This window comes from Paenibacillus sp. CB74, assembly GCF_055687625.1.
In genome coordinates, this window is the sequence record NZ_CM146009.1 from 51097 (window position 1) to 71481 (window position 20385).

Genomic DNA, 20385 nt, shown 5'->3' on the forward strand with positions numbered 1-20385 from the left:
TCTTATTCTAGCATAACCGGACCCAAGATACGATACACCCGGCCAATTTTGGATAGTGTCCACCACAGACGCACATTTTGGAATATCGTCAATCTTTCTTTTCCATAAAGCATGCAGATATGTTAACATTAGCTGAGGGTTATGATCGGAATACGGAGAATTAGAAAGTTAAAAATGAGTTCTATGAATCTCTGCTGTGGACAGATCGTGAAACAAACGGTCATGGACTACAGGATACAATATAAAGTTTCCAATCGTTACTGAAAATTGAAAGAGGTGACTCCTTTGAAAATATCGACAAAAGGCCGTTACGGCCTCACAATCATGATGGAGCTTGCTGCCAGAACAGGCGAAGGCCCTACATCACTTAAGAGTATTGCCGAGCGCAACCAGCTCTCGGAACATTACCTGGAGCAACTGATTGCTCCACTACGTAATGCAGGACTGGTGAAGAGCATTAGAGGTGCATACGGCGGTTATATCCTTGCAGGTGATCCTGCAACCGTAACTGCAGGCGATGTCATCCGTGTACTGGAAGGGCCAATCTCTCCAGTAGACTTCACAGAGGAAGATGATCCGGCGAAGCGTGATCTATGGTTGCGTATCCGTGACGGTATTGCGGAAGTGTTGGATTCCACAACACTGAAAGACCTAATTACATTCCAGGATCAAGAGAAAAAAGATAGCTACATGTTTTATATTTAGGGTCATCATTCGCATCGCAGAAGACACACTAAAGCCCCCAACTAGGGGGCTTTAGACATGCCAATAGAGATATTTCAAAAAGTCTGATTTTCTCGGTATTGAACAGAAGACTCTTTGAACACGCACCAATGGGTACTTTGTTCTTCAATTTCTACAGATCACTTCAGGGAAGTAAGGACTATGTATTCAGCCGCGGATTTACAAGTTGGTGAAGTTGAGCTTAACCGGATATCTTGTGAATCAGCGACTTTTTAAAGTTTCTATATCAGCTTCCATGCGTAACTGACGGCGATTCAAAATATCAATGCTGTGCTGATGGGTATTCAATTCGGTAGTTACTTTGCGTTCAGAGGCGGAGTGGGAAGCGTCAAGCCGTTTCGTAACGGTCAATGTTTCCAGAACAGCTTGTTGAAGAAGTGGGATGTTCTTGGTTTGTTCATCTATGGTGTCCAATCTGCCATCCATAGTGTCCAATCTGCTATCCATGGTATCCAATCTACCATCCATGGTGTCTAATCTACTTTTCATGGTAATTAGTCTGTCTTCCATCTTTTCAAGACGTACGTCGATGCTGTCGAATCGTTTGTCCATTTGTTGAAGTTGATTCAGAATCTGCCCGAGAATGGGATCACTCATGTCTCTCTCCTTTTTGAAATGGATATAGAACATTATACACGAAGATGCGACAATAGAGCATCCATTTCAATTTCCAATTTGACAGTACGCCATGAGATAGAAATTTAACATATAACGGGGTGGAAATAAATGAAACGAATTTATTTGGATCACGCCGCATCGACACCTATGCATCCACAAGTCGCAGAAGCGATGATGAACGTCATGACAGGACAATTTGGCAATGCATCAAGTATCCATGCCTTTGGGCGTGAAGCCAAACGGACTGTCAGCGGAGCAAGGGATGTCATTGCGGCGTCTTTGGACTGTTTCCCGGACGAATTGGTATTTACCGGAGGTGGTACCGAGAGCGACAATCTGGCCATTTTCGGAGCAGTCTCAGCAAGGCAAGATCAGGGGAAACATGTCATTACGACCGCAATTGAGCACCATGCTGTTTTGCATACGTGTCAGGAATTGGAGCGGCAAGGTTATGAAGTAACCTATCTATCTGTGGATCGTCACGGTCGAATAAATCTGGATGAATTGCAAGAGGCCATCCGGCCGGATACGGTTCTGATTACCATGATGTTTGCCAACAATGAAGTGGGCACCATTCAGCCGATCCGTGAGGTCGGTGAGCTTGCACGTAAACACAATATTCTGTTCCATACTGATGCAGTCCAGGCTCTGGGGAGCCAGGATATTTCCTGTAAGGAACTTCCTGTGGACCTGATTAGCTTCTCAGCGCATAAAATCAATGGGCCTCAGGGTGTCGGTGTACTCTATGTACGGCGAGGAATCGTGTTGGAAGCAAGAGCCCACGGTGGGTTGCAAGAACGTCAGCGGCGCGCTGGTACGGAAAATATCGCAGGTATTACCGGATTTGCAGAGGCTCTCAAGATTTCATCAGCTCAAAAGGAGACGCATCGTCAGCATGATTTGGAATTGCGCAAACTTTTGTTGGAACAGCTTGAAATCCATGTGGGGACGGAGCACTTTCATGTGAATGGACACGCGGAGCATACGCTGCCGAACATCCTGAATATCAGCTTTCCGGAAGTGTCCACAGAGACGATGTTAATGAATTTGGATATGGAAGGGATTGCTGTTGCAAGCGGTTCTGCCTGCACTTCCGGTTCACTTGAAGTCTCTCATGTGCTCAAAGCGATGAAACTGCCTGAAACATTTTTACATTCTGCGATTCGTTTTAGCTGGGGATTGGGTAATACTACGGAAGAAATCATGATAACCGCCGAAAAAATTGGAACCATTCTTGGACGACTGCGTAATAGACCCTAAGGGGAACTTTACACATGGAACAGAAGGAGGGAAGAAGTTCCATTTCATCGGTTGGATAGAAGCGGTTTTGATGATTGGCGTCTGATTGCCACTCATCAACTTTGGGCATACCTAGCAATAGCGCCGCGCCTATTTAATGATAAGAAGATGAGGGGGACCCAGCGATGAAGCTTCAGGAAATGATCGGACTTGCCGTTTTTGATGTGGAGGACGGGAAGCAGGTCGGTAAAATCCAGGATTTCATTGTGAATGATGATTGGCAGATTGAAGGCATTGAACTTGAGAACAAAGGCCTGTTTACCAATCATGTCAAAATCGTGCAGTGGCAAGATATCGTTGCCTACGGCGAAGATGCCGTCATGATCCGTAATCAACAGGCTGTCCGCAAGACGGGAGCCGACGACATAAAATACACGTACCTCCTCGGTCGGTCTAAATTGAAGGAGATGTCCGTGCTCACCGAAGAAGGTTTGCTGCTTGGGCGTGTCTCCGATGTTTATTTTGACCAAGAGTTGGGAAATACAATAATAGGGATTGAAATTACGGACGGTTTTGTGTCCGATCTGATCGAGGGCCGCAAATGGCTGCCATGTACAAGCGATATGTCTATCGGGGAAAGTGCCATTATGGTACCTTCTCTGAGTGAACAGCGCTTGGAAAATGCCATTCATTCTGTTAATGGATAGGTGAATGAATATGAAATGTCCAAACTGTAGTTCCAAAGATATCGGGAAAATTGGTTCCCACCAGTTTTATTGCTGGGGATGCTTTATCGAATTAACGGTGAACGGTGAGAAAATGTCTGTATATCAAGTGGAAGAAGACGGTACGCTGAGCTCCCTGGATGATCTGTTTTTCGGGGACGAGCTGCCACAAGACTTCCCTCATCTTCACGCTTCTTCTTAATAAGCAGGATAACTTCCTCTATATGCGGTTTCATGACAATGTATGTCATGGGATGCTGTCGTTATATGTTGGCACATGTATATAGATGTGGTTACATAATGGTTCGGGTTGCACATGTATGATTATATGCTACCCTTTACTGCAAAATGCGCTTCCTTCTCTGATGAAGGAGGCGTTTTTTGGGGTTTAAGAAAAAATGTTCGAATTGCTCCTTCCACTTCTGTGCTGTGTTAATAAATTTTACCTTTCCTACATATACTGACTCTCAGAGCCAGTCCAAAAGGAGAGATACAAGTGGAGCAATTAACCAAAAACAAGCTGTTCCGTTATGCGATCTGGCTGCTGCTCGGATTAATTATTCTATATTTTATTTGGTTGCTGCGGCCTTTACTGCTTCATATATATGCATTCCTGAAAACAGTGCTGGCACCCTTTATCGTAGCTCTTATCATATCCTATGTACTTAATCCGATTGTCAGCATGCTGGGAGGGCGCAAGGTGCCGCGTACGATTGCGGTACTGCTCATATATGCCTTTTTCCTGACCTGCATCGGTGTCATTCTGATGAATGTGATTCCGGTATTGATTGAACAGCTGGAGGAACTCAACGAGCATATGCCGGAGCTGTCCATGCGTGCCCAGAGCCTGATGAACAATATGGATCACAAATTAATGCCGCCAAGTGTGCGAACAGGCATGAACAGTTGGTTCTTTCAGATGGAGGATCGACTAACTCAGGGCATTACCGTGCTTATGGACAATATCGGGGCGACCATTAATGTGTTATTCAATGTATTCATCGTGCCATTTCTGATATTTTATATGTTAAAAGACTTTGAGGTGTTTGAGCGCACTATAGTGGCATATCTCCCACGTTCACGCCGTAAAGCGATTGTCTCGGTGATGAAAGAAATTGATACTGCACTGGGGAACTACATTCGGGGCCAGTTTATTGTCTGTGTTATTGTTGGCATCTTTGCCTACATTGGTTATATCGTCATTGATATGCCATATGCCCTGCTGCTTGCAAGCATTGTAGCTGTGTTTAATATTGTGCCTTACTTGGGGCCGTTCCTTGGTGCTGCTCCTGCTGTGGTCATGGCATCAACCGTATCTTTTAAAATGGTGCTGCTTGTGGTCATTGTGAACACCCTGTGCCAAGTGCTGGAGAGTAACGTTATCTCTCCTCAGGTTGTGGGACGTACGTTGCATTTGCACCCACTGTCCATTATATTTGCACTGCTCGTCGGAGGCGAACTGGCAGGCATTGTAGGTTTAATTCTGGCAGTACCCGTTTTTGCCGTACTAAAGGTGATTGTGCAACACTTTTTCGCCTATTACATCAAACGTAGGATCGACTGATAAATAGGGTTACAACAACAGCTAGCCTGCGTTGACACCCGCTTGTGCTACCGATATAATGAGTGTGTATGTTTAGAACATGAAATCGATGATGAAATAAAGTACGCCGAGGGTTCCTTTCCTCAGAGAATAGACTTCTTCGGATCAGGGTGAACCTGAACTGATGGCTGGAAGAGTCTTGAAAGATGAAGCGGCAGAAAGCTAATTTCGGAGTGCAGGACAACCCTGCCGGGAGCGACCGTTATTTCGCATGAACGAGGAGATTGTTTGTTTATCTACGCAGCAAGGGATAAACAGCAATAACCAGGGTGGTACCGCGATAACATCGTCCCTGATTATTCAGGGGCGTTTTTTGTGTTTATTTTTACAGAAAACAATGTTGACCAACCGGAGCGAATACGCAACGGACTATTATAATTTAATGGGGGCATCCAGTATGAAAGCCAGTGAAATCCGGTCCAAATGGATAGAATTTTTTGCAAGTAAAGGTCACAAAATCGAGCCGAGCGCATCGCTCGTGCCTCACAACGATCCTTCCCTTCTGTGGATCAATGCAGGTATGGCACCGCTCAAGCCTTATTTTGACGGACGTGAGAAGCCGGAGAACCCGCGTCTTGCGAACTCCCAGAAGTGTATCCGTACCAATGATATCGAGAATGTCGGCAAAACGCGTCGTCACCATACGTTCTTCGAGATGCTCGGTAACTTCTCTATTGGAGATTACTTCAAGGAAGAGACCGTAACATGGGCGTGGGAGTTCCTGACCAGCAAAGAGTGGATCGGTTTCGATCCGGAGCGCCTGTCCGTAACGGTATATCCGGAAGATGAGGAAGCATTCAAACTGTGGAACGAAAAAGTGGGACTGCCTGCTGAGCGTATCATTAAATTGGATGAAAACTTCTGGGATATCGGCGAAGGTCCATGTGGTCCTTGTACCGAGATCTTCTATGACCGCGGCGAAGCTTACGGAAACGACATGAGTGATCCTGAAATGTATCCAGGTGGGGAAAACGAACGTTATCTGGAAGTATGGAACCTGGTATTCTCCCAGTTCAACCATAACAAGGACGGCAGCTACACACCGCTTCCTAACAAAAACATTGATACAGGTGCAGGTTTGGAGCGTTTTGCTTCCATTCTGCAAAATGTGGATTCCAACTTTGACACAGACCTGTTCCAACCGATGATTCAAAGAACAGCCGCTCTTGCGGGTGTGAAATATAACGACAGTGTCGAAATCGATGTTGCACTGAAAGTCATTGCCGATCATATCCGTACCGTTGCCTTTGCAGTAGGTGATGGCGTGCTGCCAAGTAATGAAGGGCGTGGATATGTCATCCGCCGCCTGCTCCGTCGTGCGGTTCGTTATGGAAAAGTGCTTGGACTCGACCGTCCATTCCTGTATGAACTGACTACAACGGTTGGTGAAGTGATGGGCATGTACTACCCTGAGGTCGTAGACAAACAAGAGTTTATCGCCAAAGTGATTAAAACGGAAGAAGAGCGCTTCCACGAAACACTAACAGATGGTCTGGCGATTCTGGCTGATATTAGCGGTACTGCCAAATCCGAAGGACGCACGGTTATTAGCGGACCTGAAGCTTTCAAACTGTATGATACGTACGGTTTCCCGTTTGACCTGACAGAAGATTATGCTGCAGAGCATGGTCTGACTGTGGACCGTGAAGGTTTTGATGCTTCCATGCAGAAGCAACGTGAGCTTGGACGTGCTGGGCGTCAAGAGAGTGAGAGCATGAAAGTTCAAGGTGGACCACTTGCTGAGCTGGAGGTTAAAAGCGAGTTTGTTGGTTATACTGACCTGTTGACGGAAGCAAAAGTGGTAGCCATCGTCGCTGGTGACGCCCTTGTTGAAACCGTAGGCGAAGGACAAACGTGTCAGGTTGTTCTGGACAAGACTCCGTTCTACGCGGAAAGTGGCGGTCAAGTGAGTGATCAGGGCTTGTTGCGCGGTGCTGGTGTAACAGCGAAAGTACAAGGCTTGTTCAAAGCTCCACTAGGACAACACGTACATCTGGTAACGGTGGAGTCCGGTGAACTGCGTGTAGGTGATGTGATTAACGCTGAAGTGGATGCAGCCAAACGTGGCGACATTATCAAAAACCATACGGCGACCCATTTGCTGCACAAGGCACTCAAAGATGTGCTCGGCACACACGTAAACCAGGCAGGATCGCTCGTAGAGCCACAGCGTCTGCGGTTTGACTTCTCTCATTTCGGCAGCATTACGCCGGAAGAGTTGACTGAGATTGAGCGTCAGGTGAACGAACAGATCTGGAATCGTCTGAATGTGAACATCGAACTGAAAGCTATTGACGAAGCCAAAGAGATGGGTGCGATGGCCCTGTTTGGCGAAAAATATGGAGATATTGTACGTGTTGTTCAAGTCGGAGACTACAGTTTGGAACTTTGTGGCGGCTGTCACGTAAATAATACTTCAGAGATTGGAATCTTCAAATTGGTAAGCGAGAGCGGAATCGGCTCCGGCGTTCGTCGGATCGAAGCTGTAACTGGCCGTGGCGCATATCTGTATGTGGAAAGCCAGTTGGAACTGCTCAAGCAATCAGCAGCACTGCTCAAAGCAAATGTGGCTGATGTACCCAAACGGATTGAAGGTCTGAACCTGCAACTGAAAGAAGCTGCAAGAGAGACGGAATCCCTGCAAAGTAAGCTGAGTGCCATGGAAGCTGGTCAACTGACCGATCAAGTGGTACAAGCAGGAAATACTCAATTACTGGCAGCACGCGTAGATGCTCCGAACATGGATGCACTGCGTACAGTGGCAGATGAGCTGAAAGTAAAATTGCCTAATGCAGTACTCGTATTGGGTGCTCCGGCGGATGGCAAAGTGAATTTTGTTGTAGCGGTACCTGCTGAACAAGTAAAACAAGGATTGCACGCAGGTAAAATCGTCAAAGAAGTCGCAGCAGTATGCGGCGGCGGTGGCGGTGGACGTCCAGATATGGCACAAGCCGGAGGCAAGGATGCTACCAAGCTGGATGAAGCGCTGAAACTGGCGGTTTCATTGGTTAGTGGGCATACTGCATAATCCATTGAGCAGCTTATCATCGTCAAAATATAAATCGAAATGGTTCTGTTCATTTGTATTTTGTACCTGAGAACGACTGAAATCCAATGATGCAGTATGCTGAAGCCAGTAAAGGACAAGCAAAAAACACAATTGCCTTATCCTTTGTTTACTTGTGGCAGTCAGAATATGTTATTATATAAACAGAAATCAATTCGGCAGGACATGGTCCCCATGTTCATGCAGGAGCGAGGTGTCATCAATGGACTCCATGGATAAGACGGTTAAATTTAATGTGAAAGGTGACGAACAGGAAGCATCATCCAAAGAGATTCTTCTCACGGTATATGATGCACTGGTCGATAAGGAGTATAATCCGATCAACCAGATTGTTGGGTATCTGATTTCCGGAGACCCGGCATACATTCCTCGTCACAACAACGCACGTAGTCTGGTCCGTAAAAAGGAGCGCGATGAGCTTATTGAAGAGCTTGTACGTTCCTATCTGGCCAATCACCGGTAATGTACGCCGCTTCCGCTGTGTTGCAGCCATGCAAGCAGCGGGAAATGAACCGACAGAATACAGCCTGAAGCTTGAGAAGGCGATGTTGAATCGACCTGAGCAGGCCCCAGGATGGGAGAGCATGGATGAAAATATTAGGTTTGGACTATGGGGACCGAAGAATCGGAGTTGCCGCGAGTGACGCCTTCGGTTGGACTGCCCAGGGATTGGAAGTACTTGAACGCCGCCGTGATGAAGGCGAGTTCGCTCGAATTGCCGAACTTGTGCGTGAGCATGAGATTAGTGAAATCGTAGTGGGACTTCCCAAAAACATGAACGGCACCGTAGGACCGCGCGGTGAGATATGCATTGCTTTTGCCGATCGCCTGCGGGATGAACTGAATTTACCTGTTCACCTTTGGGATGAACGGCTGACAACCATGGCAGCAGAACGTACGCTGATCGAAGCGGATGTCAGTCGGAAAAAACGCAAGCAAGTTGTGGACAAAATGGCCGCAAGCTTGATTTTGCAAAATTATTTGGATGCCAATAGTAGAAGGTGAGGGGGATCAACAATGGCTGAAGATCAACTGGGTATGGAAGAAGAAGCGGAAATCATTTACATTGCGGATGACGAGGGTAATGAAGAGGAATTCGAAGTCATCATGAAGTTTGAAGTAGACGGTTCGGAGGCCAAGTATATGATGGTTGCTCCGGTTGAACCTGAAGATGGCGAAACGGATGTATATGCATTCCGTTATGAAGAAGAGGGCGACGATATCAAACTTTTCGTTATCCAAGATGATGCCGAGTGGGATATCGTCGAGGAGACGTTTAATACATTTCTTGCTGAAGATGATGAAGAGGAAGCGAACTAAATGACGGAATATAGCCGCAAAGACCTGAAATGGACAGATTCACTGCGTCTGGCATTCGGTGCTCATGTTGAGCTCGAGGAAGAGAACGGTAAATCACAACCGTATGACTTGTTGGCTGAGTTCGAAGTGAACGGTCAGCAATATGCGGTGCTCCGCAGTTCGTTGCGACCTTATGACGAGGTTGAACTTCTGCGGGTATCACCTGGAAGTGAGAACCAGATCATGCCAGAGTTAGTTACGATCGACGATGATGATGAGTGGGAGAACATCTCAGAACTGTATGATGAATGTACACTCCCCATTGACGAAGATTAATCAGCTTCAAATTGAAGAAACCGGGAGGGCGGAGAAGTCCGCTCTTTTTGGTTGTGTAAAGGAGTTGTTTCTTTTTTGAAAGGGAAAGCAATAGTAGTCATACTGCTTATCATTGTAGTTCTTGCCGGAGGCGCAGGCGGTTACGTATGGAGTATGATGCGTCCTGTGGAAGCTTCTACAGAACCGGTCGTATTCGAGATTAAGAGCGGATCGGGAACTTCAAAAATCGCGGATCAGCTTCAAGAAGAAGGCCTCATTCGAAGCGGGTTAACCTTTAAAGGGTATTTAAAGTGGAAAAAACTAGGATCTAATTTCATGGCGGGTACATATTCTATGAATCCTGGCGTGACATATGATGAGATTGTTAGCAAGCTGAGTAGTGGCGAAGTGGTACCGGAGGAAATGGTGAAATTCACGATTCCAGAGGGTTATAATGTTCTGCAAATGGCGGGCAAGCTTTCTTATGAGCATGTTCTCGATCGGGATGAATTCATCAAGCTGGCCAATGATCCTTCAGCCTTCGATGTAGATATTCTCAAAGATATTCCAGTGGATGAAGAACTTCGCTACGTAATGGAAGGGTATCTCTTCCCGGAGACCTACGAGCTGAAAAAGGGAAGTTCCACGCATGATGTGATGCAACGTATGCTGGAAGAATTCCAGACCAAGATCAATTCTATCTCGGATTTGGAAGCTAAGCTCCAAGAGAAGAATCTTTCCCTGCACGAGCTGCTGACCATTGCGTCACTGGTGGAGAAAGAAGTTGTAGTGGATGAGGAACGTGCACTGGTTGCAGGGGTAATCTACAATCGGATCAATCAGGATATGAAGCTGGAAATTGATGCTACCGTGCAATATCTGCTCGACAGGCCAAAGGAGCGATTGTATTACAAGGATCTGAAGGTGAAAAGTCCTTATAATACGTATCTGAATAAAGGCCTGCCGCCTGGTCCAATTGCCAGTCCAAGTCTTCCGTCCATTGAAGCAGCACTAAATCCGGAAGCATCGGAGTATCTGTTCTATGTGACCAAAAAGGACGGCTCGTCTGGACATCTATTTGCCAAAACGTATAAGGAACACCAGCAAAATATAGCCAAAAGTAAGGCTGCGCAATAAGCGGAGGGGATTATATGAGTAAGAAACATGAACTGCTCGTTACAGCAGCGAATGTGAAAGAGGCAGAAGTGCTGCTCCAGGCTGGAGCAGATGCTCTGGTCATTGGAGATGATCGATTCGGTATGCGTCTTCCAGGCAGCTTCAGCGTGGAGGAGACAGCAGAGGTGGTTGCCATTGCAGCCAAACATCAGGCGCGGGTGTATGTATCCATGACGAATCTGATGTCCAACGAGCTGTTGAAAGAATTGCCTGAATATGTTCAAGCACTTGGCAGAATCGGTATTGACGGTGTGGAATTTAATGATCCATCCGTATTGGCTGCAATTAAGGAGTATGCTCCACAGGTGAAGCTGCACTGGAATGCGGAGATGACTTCAACGAACTATGCGACAGCCAACTATTGGGGAACCAAAGGAGCGAGTCGCGTTGTGCTTGCCCGTGAGTTGAATATGGACGAGTTGACGGAGATGGTTCCTTTTCTCAAGGTGGAAGCTCAGGTTCAGGTACATGGCATGACGAATATATATCACTCCAAGCGTAGCCTGGTGCAAAGTTATATGGCTCATCAAGGACGGCCAGTCGAGGGACACTTGGGTAAAGAACGTGGATTGTTCCTGATCGAGGCTGAACGCCGGGATGAGAAATTCCCGATCTATGAAGACATTAACGGCACACATATTATGAGTTCGGAGGATATATGTATCCTCGAAGATCTTCATCTGTTGATGGAGGCGGGTGTACACAGTTTCAAAATTGAAGGTATCCTAAAATCACTAGCCTACAATGAAGCTGTTGTACGTGCATATCGGACAGCGATTGACAGTTATGTTGCCGATGCTGACGCATATGCGTTCTCCGAAGAGTGGCTCGATGAGGTACGGGAGTTACAGGATCCTGAACGTGAATTGTCGTTTGGATTTTTCTATAAAGAACAAGTGTATTAATAGACGAGGTGAACAGAATGGAAACAGTGGCGGTACAGCGGAAGTTCTCGGGTAAACGTAACCGTCTGGACAAACCGGAGCTGCTAGCTCCGGCGGGTAATCTGGAAAAACTGAAATTTGCAATCCATTACGGTGCAGATGCCGTATATATCGGTGGACAGGCCTATGGACTGCGTTCCAACGCGGACAACTTCAGCTTTGAAGAGATGCGTGAAGGTGTGGAGTTTGCCAAAAAGTATGGAGCCAAAGTGTTCGTAGCGACGAACATCTATGCACATAATGAGGATATTGAGGGTATTGAAACATACCTGCAAAATCTCTATAATGCTGGAATCTCTGCGATCATCGTAGCTGATCCGGCTATTATTGAAGTAGCCCTGCGTGCTGTGCCAGGTCTTGAGGTACATCTGAGTACGCAACAATCCACACTCAACTGGCAGGCTGTGAAGTTCTGGAAAGATGAAGGACTTCCACGGGTTGTTCTCGGACGTGAGACCAGTTTCGAAGAGATTGAAGAGATCAAGGCAAATGTGGATATTGAAATTGAAGCCTTTATTCACGGGGCAATGTGTTCCTCGTATTCCGGACGTTGCGTGCTCTCCAACCATTTTACGGATCGCGACTCCAACCGGGGCGGCTGTTGCCAATCTTGCCGCTGGAAGTATGATTTGTTTGAGGATGCGAGAGAAGATGCAGTGTGGGTTAGCGAAGAGGACATGCAGATGAAGACACCTGCACCATTCAAACTGGGTGAGAACCAGCTTCCCCTGTTCCAGGAACAGGATAATTCATTCTCCATGGGATCAAAGGATCTGTGCATGATTGGCCATATTCCCGAGTTGATTGATGTGGGTGTGGACAGTTTCAAGATCGAAGGACGTATGAAATCGATTCACTACGTGGCAACCGTGGTTAACGTATATCGTCAAGCCATTGATGCCTATATGGCAGATCCGGAGAATTATGTTCTGAAACCTGAATGGGTTGAAGAAATGAACAAAGCGGCGAATCGCCCGCTGAATACCGGGTTTTTCTATGATACACCAGACCATGAAGATCATATCTATGAACCGGAAGAAAAAGCTGTACCTTTTGACTTCGCTGGATTGGTTATGGGGTATGATGCCGAAACAGGAATGGCAACCATTCAACAACGCAATCACTTCAAACCAGGACAGGAAATCGAATTTTTTGGTCCGGGAGGTCACTTTTTCAAACAGGTGGTTGGCGAAATACAGGATGAAGAAGGCAATGTTCTAGATGCTGCTCGTCACCCTTTACAGCTGGTTAAAATGAAAGTGGATCAGCCGGTTTCGTATTTTGACATGATGAGAAAAAAGAAGTAGGTTCAAATACCTACAATGTGCCAAAATAGTATTATGATTTAACAAAATAGTGTTATGAAATCAACAGGAAGGACCTCCGTTATCGGCATATGGGGGTCTTTTTTTTATAGAAAAATAGGAATAAAGTTGTAAAAAATTTCTGGGAAATGAAAGGTGAACGAAGAAAGCTGTCGAATACTACATAATTATAGGGGAGAGACACAAAAATCTAACAAGTAAATAACTGGCAGGTGAATGGGATTGGTTCAAAAGAAGCAGAAAGACAGTGGAGAGCAAGTGACAAAAGATGAGCAGGTTAATCCTGAGCAGGTTCAGAAAGTGAAGAAAGAAAAAGTAGGTAAAAGTAAAATTACAGGGAATGGGAAAAAATTACTTAAGCTTGATCGTAGTAAACTGAAGCTGGGCTGGATCAAGACCGATTGGGTAAAGAAACAATTCAAAAACCGGGATTGGAAAAACCTTGGGGGAGCTTCTTTTAAACAAATTAGGAAGGCAAATCCGGTAAAATCCGTAGGGGTTAAACTGTTCTTGATCTTTTTTGCGGGGATCATGATTTTTGTAGTGAGTTTGGGTCTATTATCCTATTCAAAAGCCAAGGGTACGATAGAGAAAAATGCTTCGCGTGCCAATCAGGAGACCATTGATCAGACCAAACAAAAAATGGACATTATTTTGGAGAGATTTGTGGATACATCCACACAGATTTTCTTTGATCCGGAAATGCAGTCCTTGCTGCAAAAGATGTCAGATAAGAATCTGACTGCGTATGATACATTTGTGAATTCAAGTTCAATCAACAAGCAACTGTCCAATGTTGCATTTACAAATAAATCTATGGAAGCGATTTATTTGGTGCCTACAGACGAAACAAAGTCCGTTATGGGTACGGGCAACAACAGTTCATCCATGGGCGGTATTCGTCAGGAAGCATGGTACACTGAGTTGATTGAGTCGGGCGGTTATCGCTGGCTTCCAACCGAGGTCAAGGAAGATGGCTCAACGCCAACGTTCAAAATTGCACGTTCCATGAAAAACTTGCAGGGGACTACTCAGTCGTATGTTCTGGTTATTGAGCTGAAGCTGGAAGTTTTGGAGGAACAATTGAAATCGCTTGATCTGGGGCCAGGAGCTGTTCTTCAACTGATTGCTCCGGATAATAAAGTGGTCGCATCCTCCATCTCGGATGGTACGGGACAAGATACAGATCTTGCATTTGTCAAAGAGTTGACCGAACCAGCAGGTAGCACGAATACGAAGTATCTTGTAGATGGAAAATCTACGGAAATGCTGGCTGTATACAGCACGATGGATACATCCAATTGGAAACTGGTTGGTATGATACCTACCTCTGTGTTGGTTCAGGATGCAAAAGGCATTCTGACCCTGACCTTGTGGATGGCGCTGGTTGATGCGGGGATTGCAGTATTGATCGGGGTCTGGATGGTGCGTATGTTTGCTCGTCCACTCGGCAAACTGAAAGACTTGATGCAGGAAGGTGCTAAAGGTAATCTTAAAGTTCGAACACCGTACAGCTCCCAAGATGAAATCGGTCAGCTCTCTACCGCCTTTAATCTGATGATGGAGCAGATTACGAAGCTGGTTGAACAAACGAATCGTTCTGCGCAGGAAGTATTGGATACGGCGTCTGAGCTGAGCAGTGCATCCAAGAAAACGGCTGTATCCGCTTCGGAGATTGCCGTAGCCACAGAAGAGATCGCAGGCGGTGCAGGCAGTTTGGCAACCGAAGCGGAACGTGGCAATGAATTAACGGACAATATCTCTCGTCAGATGCAGAGTGTAATCGCTACTAATGAACAGATGGGTGATTCTGCTCGTCATGTAGAGAAGTCCAGTCAGACAGGAACACAACATCTGAATCAGTTGATGACCAAAACTCAGAAGACAGAAGAAATGATTGGTGCACTGGTGAATAAGGTAGATTCGCTGAAAGAGAGTACATCCTCTGTTCTTAAAGTGCTTGAAGTGCTGCAAAATATCACAAAACAGACGAATATTCTTTCCCTGAATGCAACCATTGAAGCAGCACGTGCCGGTGCAGCCGGACGCGGATTCATGGTGGTGGCTGATGAGGTCCGACAGCTCGCGGCTCAATCCAGACAATCCATTGAAATGGTTGGAGAGATCACAGACAAAATCATGACCGAAATGAACGAGACCGTGGATGCTTTGTCTGAAGCCTATCCGTTATTTAAGGAACAGATGGATGCGGTTAAAGATACCAACGTCATCTTTGCTTCTGTGCAGGAACAGATGGGGGCATTTGTGGAGCGTCTGGGCATGGTGACAGGTTCCATTGGAGAATTAAACCAATCTCAAGCTACGTTGTCTGAAGCCATGAGCAATGTTAGCGCTGTAGCTGAAGAATCTTCTGCAACGTCCCAAGAAGTAGCTTCCTTGAGTAGTGAACAGCAAAATATCAGTAATCAGCTGGTAAATCTGTCTGGTAAGCTGGAGAATGTGTCCACGGAACTGAAAGAAACGTTGTCACGCTTTACGGTGTAACAAAAAAATAAAGCATATCCGTGAAATATGCGGATTAATATTGCTAAGGAGCCTGTCCCGTACATGGGACAGGCCTTCTTGCTGTTTACCGGATAATTCCAAGCTGTATTAGCAATAATATGTCAAAACGACAAAGGGTGAGACTGGGATGCATCTCCTTGCGAAACGGCGAATCTATATAGCTTGTATTATGCTAACTCTTGTCTTTGGATTGCTTATATTGCGATTGGGATGGGTCCAGATCGTTCAGGTGAATCAGACGATGCCTGGATTTCACCGAACGGTACGTGAAATGTCCGTATTGCAGCGTGAACGCGGGGTGATGTTAGATCCGGGCCGTGGACAATTTACGGATTACAAAGGTGAGGCATTGACGGGTAAGCTGCAATGGGGCTTGGTTCTTTTCCCACAGGCAGTGCCATCAGGTAAACTACGCAAGCAAGAGGCATTAGAAGGCTCAGAGATGACGCAGTTGGCAGCTATATTACATACCGATCTGGATCAATTGAAGAAGGAATGGAATCGGGAAAATGCACCTCATTTCTGGACAGCAGGTGCAACTCAGCCTGTTCATTTGACAGCTGCTCAGGTGGAGTGTCTGCGTAATCTGCACCTGCAAGGAGCGGGTATCTATCCAATGATGACAAGGTATCTTCAGGGGCATACGGGAATGCAGTGGATGGGTTATCTGGCTGAACAGCCTGAGTCCTCCAGAGCTCTAACTGGGCATCAGGATGAAGTAAAACAGCCATTTGCCATGAAATCAGGGGCAGCTGGACTGGAGAGGACACTAGAACCCCTGTTGAGGGGAATTGGTCCTACGCTTGTATCACGTATGGTCTCGGGTAGTGGGGAGATTATCCCTGAAATTCAGCCGCACGTTATTGCACCGGCCAATGGCCATTATCCTTTACGTGTAGAAACGACTGTGGATGCCAAGTTGCAGCGTGGATTGGAGCAGTTGACAGAAGAAGCTGGCTTACAAGAAGGGGCCGTTGTTGTGTTAGATGCGGCTAACGCAGATGTTCGCGCCATGATTTCAAGTCCATTCTATCAGCCACAACATGTGGACCCCAAACAATCGGCCTGGGGAAATCGTGCAGTACAGGGAGCCGTCCCGGGTTCCATTTTCAAAATTGTCACTGCGGCTGCTGCGCTGGAATACCATGCGGTTTCTCATGGAGAAGAATTTCATTGTGGTGGTGAGTATGGAAAGTATGGTTTGTCCTGCTGGAAAGAGCATGGGCATGGTAACCTGAATCTGGAACAAGGATTTGCGGAGTCTTGCAACGTCGTATTCGCGGAAACGGCGCGCAGGCTTAGCATGGAGCAACTGGAGAACACGGCAGATCGTCTGGGACTGGCGCGACCTGTTGGTTGGGAGGGGAAAAAGATGGCAGGAATGCCCGTCTTGCGACACTTTGATCACGAAGATCACGGGCGTGTGCGAACAGAGGCTGTTTCTTCTGGTGATGAAGGTGCGAAAATACAGACAGCCATTGGTCAGCGAGATGTGCTGGTCACACCGCTGCAAGCCGCCAATCTGATTGTGACACTATTACATGATGGAAAGGTTAGTGCCCCACGTCTCGTTGAGAGAATCCGATATGCGGATGGTGGCATCATGCTGGAGATGCCATTGCATGATTCTCCTTCAGCCGCAGGGCAGATTGCTCCCGCAACTGCGCATAAACTGTTATCCTGGATGAATAAGGTAGTCCGTGAGGGAACAGGAAAATCCCTGCAGCATGCGCAGTGGCAAGTTGCAGGGAAATCAGGTACAGCTCAGGTACAGAAACATGGGGAGAAGCGTAATCATCAATGGTTCATCGGTTATGGACCGATAGAACAACCCAAGTACGCCGTAGCTGTGCTTGTTCAAAATGTCTCTCCAGACAGCCATCATCAGGCGACAGCTCTCTTCAGGAAGGTCATGGACTATTTGGCTGGGTCCTCGTGATCCTTCGCAGGAACAGGCGTATGCATCGCGGACTCGGCAGAACTCGTTGAGGCCGTGCTAACGGGCGGGTCCATAACCAATGGAGAAGATTCAAATTCATCTTTTGGCAGGTGAATCCACTTTTGCAGGTACCCTTGTTGTAATAATTCTTTCAAAAGGATCAGCAGCACTGGAGATAACACTACACCAGCCAGGCCGAAGATCGAAAGGGAGATTAGCATGAACGAAAGCATCAAGTACGCCGAAGATACACCAATCGAGTTACCCGATATCTTCGGTTCCAACAATTGTCGTGTCAGCATCGTCACTGCCAGAATCACAATCAGGCCGATGGCCAGGCTGCTATTTCCTATAATGAACAAGTAGATAATCCATGGAATGAATACAACAGGAACCCCTAGCAATGGTACCAGATCAAAAACTGCACAGACGACTGCAATGGTAAAGGCGTTAGAGGTTCCCAAAATCAACAAACCTGCATAAATCAATACGAACGTAATGAGCATCATGATCATCTGTGCCTTCAGATACGAACGGATCGTCTTGAACACGTGATTACGCATGAATTCAATAGCTAACTTCAAGGTTTTAGGCGTCTTCGCACGGGCAAACTTGCGCCAGGATTCAATCTCGATACTGAGAAAGAAGGCCAGAATAATCGCAATTCCGAAGTTCGTAATAAATGAAGAGAATGAACTGAGGAAACCTACAATGAATTGCGCTCCGCTCGTTACCCATTTGGAAAGAAAGCCGGTCAGTGTTGCAAAATAATCATTAGCTTTATCCATAATCCCATCAGGGAGAGCGTCTGACTTGTCCTGGATGAATAACACCAGATTGGTAAACTCACGCTGTATCATTTCAATGTATACAGGAAAATTATCTTGAAGATTGGATATCTGTGAGATAATAATCAAGCCCACACCAAAAAAGGCCGCGATAATTATCGCGAGAAATAACAGGACGGATATGGCAGCTCCAAGCGTCTTGGGCAGTCCTTTGCGATGTAGAAATTTGGCTAATGGCTCAATCATCCAGTACACGATAAATGAGAGAAAAACCGGTGCAGCGATTTGATATAATTGGCTAAAACTGTACATGATGACGTACACGGTTAATACGAGTAAAGCGATATCAAAGACAGTTCGCCCGTATTTTTTGTAAAGCGGTAGCATGGACATGGCTCCTTTGCAGGCAGATCATTATAATGTATATATTGTACACGATAGCTATCTTTTTGGGAAAACAGGATTCAAGAAAAGTCTGAACTATGATAAAATTAAAGGCGGTTTATTTTTGATAGTGCCATAGCGCACCGTAATTCAGCAGGAGAAGTGGGGAGCTTGCAACATGACAACGATACTTCAGAGTATTCTACTGTGGTTATTGTATCTTTCATCCTTTTACGCCTTTATTCCAAGTTTGATCAGCAGGATTTTCGGTTTTCGTGTATTTAGACGGGGGAGAAGTGATACACAATTTGCATTAACGTTTGACGATGGGCCAGATCCGAAGTATACGCCGAGATTGCTCGATCTGCTTCGTCAGCATCAAGCAAAAGCAACATTTTTTGTCGTGGGAGAACATGCCGCGAGTCATCCTGAACTCATTCAGCGCATACATGACGAAGGCCACCTTATTGGCATTCATAATTATATTCACAAGACGAACTGGCTTATGCGGCCGCGTACGGTTCGTGACCAGATTCAGCGAACAGGTCAGATTATCCATGAAGTAACCGGTGTGAAAACTTGTTTTTATCGTCCACCATGGGGCATTATGAATCTGTTTGATTTTTTCAGCAAGAAAGAACGAAAGATTGTACTATGGTCTTCCATGTTTGAAGACTGGAGAAGCCGAGTAGGTGTCCAGCGACTGACCGAACGGATGCTGAAGGAGTTAAGAGGCGGAGAGGTCATGCTGCTGCATGATCGAGGAACGACTCTTGGTGCTGATGCACACGCGCCGGAGCAGATGCTTCAGGCGCTGGAAGTCGTATTGCAGGAAGCTGAAAGGCTGGGTCTGCAAAGCGTACGTGTCGACACGTTGATGGGAGGTGTTACAGTGAGCGAATCTCAGAACAAGAATCAACCACAGACAACGTTAAAGCTATGGAAGCGGATCGTTGTTGCCTTATGGCTTGGCTGGGAGAAATTGTTCCACTGGGTATATCATCTGCGGACGGCTTCGCCCGAAGATCCCATGTTACACTTTCGATCTCGTGTATATCACGGAGCACGAATGGAGATGAGCGATGGCCATGTCATCCAAAACGGAGATCCGGTCATTGAATTGCATTTTGACAATCAGAAGTTATTCGAACTTGGAGTGACTTCGCGTTCAAGTATGCATTTGGCTATTCGCATGATTCGTACGATGGAACAGCAATTGCCGGATTTGGCACATATGGTGGCGCTCGATCCTGAGTTACGCTCTGCCAAAGCCATATACGGTGTAAGTATGATAAACAGAGGTCCTGAAAAATTTGGATTTACCATACAAGAATTGCCCCCTGGACCGTTCAGCGCTGCATCCAAAGTATACCTTAAACTGCTCTTAAGTGTGATCCATCCGGCAGGAACCAAACGCTTGAAACAGCGTACAGAACAATTGGTACCCAAGATGATTGCCATGCCGCTGGATATATTGTTGGAACGTTACGGTCAACATACGACACAGGTGGCTGCAACGATAGAAGAATCCAGAGATGAATCGTTGTTAATTGAACAAGAGATATTGCCAGAGCGGAATTAAACGGACTAATTACACCAACCAGCAAAAGAAAAGGGTTGCCCTTCGCCAGATTTGGCAGAAGAGCAACCCTTTATTTATTAGATTGTTTCCAATAGGTCAAGTATGGAATAC

Annotated in this window: 18 protein-coding genes; 16 read left to right on the forward strand and 2 right to left on the reverse strand. The window is 46.2% G+C overall.

Annotation, left to right across the window (positions count from 1 at the left end; translation table 11 throughout):
- Positions 1–285: 285 nt before the first annotated feature.
- Positions 286–705 (forward strand): cysteine metabolism transcriptional regulator CymR, encoded by a 420-nt coding sequence (cymR, locus tag ACX9NY_RS00265; RefSeq protein WP_062835876.1) that lies wholly within the window; start codon positions 286–288, stop codon positions 703–705.
- A 240-nt stretch (positions 706–945) separates the two neighbouring features.
- Here cymR and ACX9NY_RS00270 read toward each other — a convergent pair whose 3' ends face one another.
- Positions 946–1341 (reverse strand): hypothetical protein, encoded by a 396-nt coding sequence (locus ACX9NY_RS00270; protein WP_472476662.1) that lies wholly within the window; start codon positions 1339–1341, stop codon positions 946–948.
- A 129-nt stretch (positions 1342–1470) separates the two neighbouring features.
- Here ACX9NY_RS00270 and ACX9NY_RS00275 point away from each other — a divergent pair, with 129 nt between their 5' ends.
- The 14 genes from ACX9NY_RS00275 to ACX9NY_RS00340 all read left to right on the forward strand — a co-directional run bounded on the left by ACX9NY_RS00275 (position 1471) and on the right by ACX9NY_RS00340 (position 17520).
- Positions 1471–2622: a cysteine desulfurase family protein gene (locus ACX9NY_RS00275; RefSeq protein WP_339236966.1), complete on the forward strand. Its 1152-nt coding sequence runs from the start codon at positions 1471–1473 to the stop codon at positions 2620–2622.
- 164 nt (positions 2623–2786) lie between these two features.
- On the forward strand, positions 2787–3308 hold the full coding sequence (locus ACX9NY_RS00280; RefSeq protein WP_339236963.1) for a PRC-barrel domain-containing protein: 522 nt from the start codon (positions 2787–2789) through the stop codon (positions 3306–3308).
- A gap of 10 nt (positions 3309–3318) precedes the next feature.
- Positions 3319–3528 (forward strand): hypothetical protein, encoded by a 210-nt coding sequence (locus tag ACX9NY_RS00285; RefSeq protein ID WP_017686815.1) that lies wholly within the window; start codon positions 3319–3321, stop codon positions 3526–3528.
- A 294-nt stretch (positions 3529–3822) separates the two neighbouring features.
- Positions 3823–4890, forward strand: a complete 1068-nt coding sequence (locus ACX9NY_RS00290; RefSeq protein WP_253440170.1) for an AI-2E family transporter — start codon at positions 3823–3825, stop codon at positions 4888–4890.
- A gap of 436 nt (positions 4891–5326) precedes the next feature.
- Entirely contained in the window at positions 5327–7957 is a 2631-nt protein-coding gene (gene alaS, locus ACX9NY_RS00295; RefSeq protein WP_342570871.1) for an alanine--tRNA ligase, read from the forward strand.
- A 241-nt stretch (positions 7958–8198) separates the two neighbouring features.
- Positions 8199–8459, forward strand: coding sequence for an IreB family regulatory phosphoprotein (locus ACX9NY_RS00300; RefSeq protein ID WP_036616950.1), 261 nt, complete (start codon positions 8199–8201; stop codon positions 8457–8459).
- A gap of 125 nt (positions 8460–8584) precedes the next feature.
- Complete coding sequence (gene ruvX / locus ACX9NY_RS00305; protein ID WP_036616953.1) at positions 8585–9001, forward strand: Holliday junction resolvase RuvX; 417 nt, start codon at positions 8585–8587, stop codon at positions 8999–9001.
- A gap of 12 nt (positions 9002–9013) precedes the next feature.
- Positions 9014–9316, forward strand: a complete 303-nt coding sequence (locus ACX9NY_RS00310) for a DUF1292 domain-containing protein (RefSeq protein ID WP_278298550.1) — start codon at positions 9014–9016, stop codon at positions 9314–9316.
- The gene (locus ACX9NY_RS00315; RefSeq protein WP_339236954.1) at positions 9317–9631 is read left to right on the forward strand and encodes a DUF1292 domain-containing protein; all 315 of its coding nucleotides are present in this window, start codon (positions 9317–9319) and stop codon (positions 9629–9631) included.
- A gap of 75 nt (positions 9632–9706) precedes the next feature.
- Positions 9707–10747, forward strand: a complete 1041-nt coding sequence (gene mltG, locus ACX9NY_RS00320; RefSeq protein WP_472476663.1) for an endolytic transglycosylase MltG — start codon at positions 9707–9709, stop codon at positions 10745–10747.
- 14 nt (positions 10748–10761) lie between these two features.
- The gene (locus tag ACX9NY_RS00325; RefSeq protein WP_472476664.1) at positions 10762–11691 is read left to right on the forward strand and encodes a peptidase U32 family protein; all 930 of its coding nucleotides are present in this window, start codon (positions 10762–10764) and stop codon (positions 11689–11691) included.
- 17 nt (positions 11692–11708) lie between these two features.
- Entirely contained in the window at positions 11709–13037 is a 1329-nt protein-coding gene (locus ACX9NY_RS00330) for a peptidase U32 family protein (protein WP_339306070.1), read from the forward strand.
- A 234-nt stretch (positions 13038–13271) separates the two neighbouring features.
- Positions 13272–15560 carry a methyl-accepting chemotaxis protein gene (locus tag ACX9NY_RS00335; RefSeq protein ID WP_445252917.1) on the forward strand — a complete coding sequence of 763 codons (2289 nt, stop codon included), beginning with the start codon at positions 13272–13274 and terminating at the stop codon, positions 15558–15560.
- 220 nt (positions 15561–15780) lie between these two features.
- Positions 15781–17520: a peptidoglycan D,D-transpeptidase FtsI family protein gene (locus ACX9NY_RS00340; protein WP_339256968.1), complete on the forward strand. Its 1740-nt coding sequence runs from the start codon at positions 15781–15783 to the stop codon at positions 17518–17520.
- Here the strand turns inward: ACX9NY_RS00340 and ACX9NY_RS00345 are convergent.
- Positions 17499–18695 (reverse strand): AI-2E family transporter, encoded by a 1197-nt coding sequence (locus ACX9NY_RS00345; protein ID WP_339236939.1) that lies wholly within the window; start codon positions 18693–18695, stop codon positions 17499–17501. The genes ACX9NY_RS00340 and ACX9NY_RS00345 overlap by 22 nt on opposite strands.
- Positions 18696–18870: 175 nt before the next feature.
- On the opposite strand from ACX9NY_RS00345, the gene ACX9NY_RS00350 reads away from it, so the two are divergent.
- Complete coding sequence (locus tag ACX9NY_RS00350) at positions 18871–20274, forward strand: polysaccharide deacetylase family protein (protein ID WP_339256965.1); 1404 nt, start codon at positions 18871–18873, stop codon at positions 20272–20274.
- Positions 20275–20385: the final 111 nt, after the last annotated feature.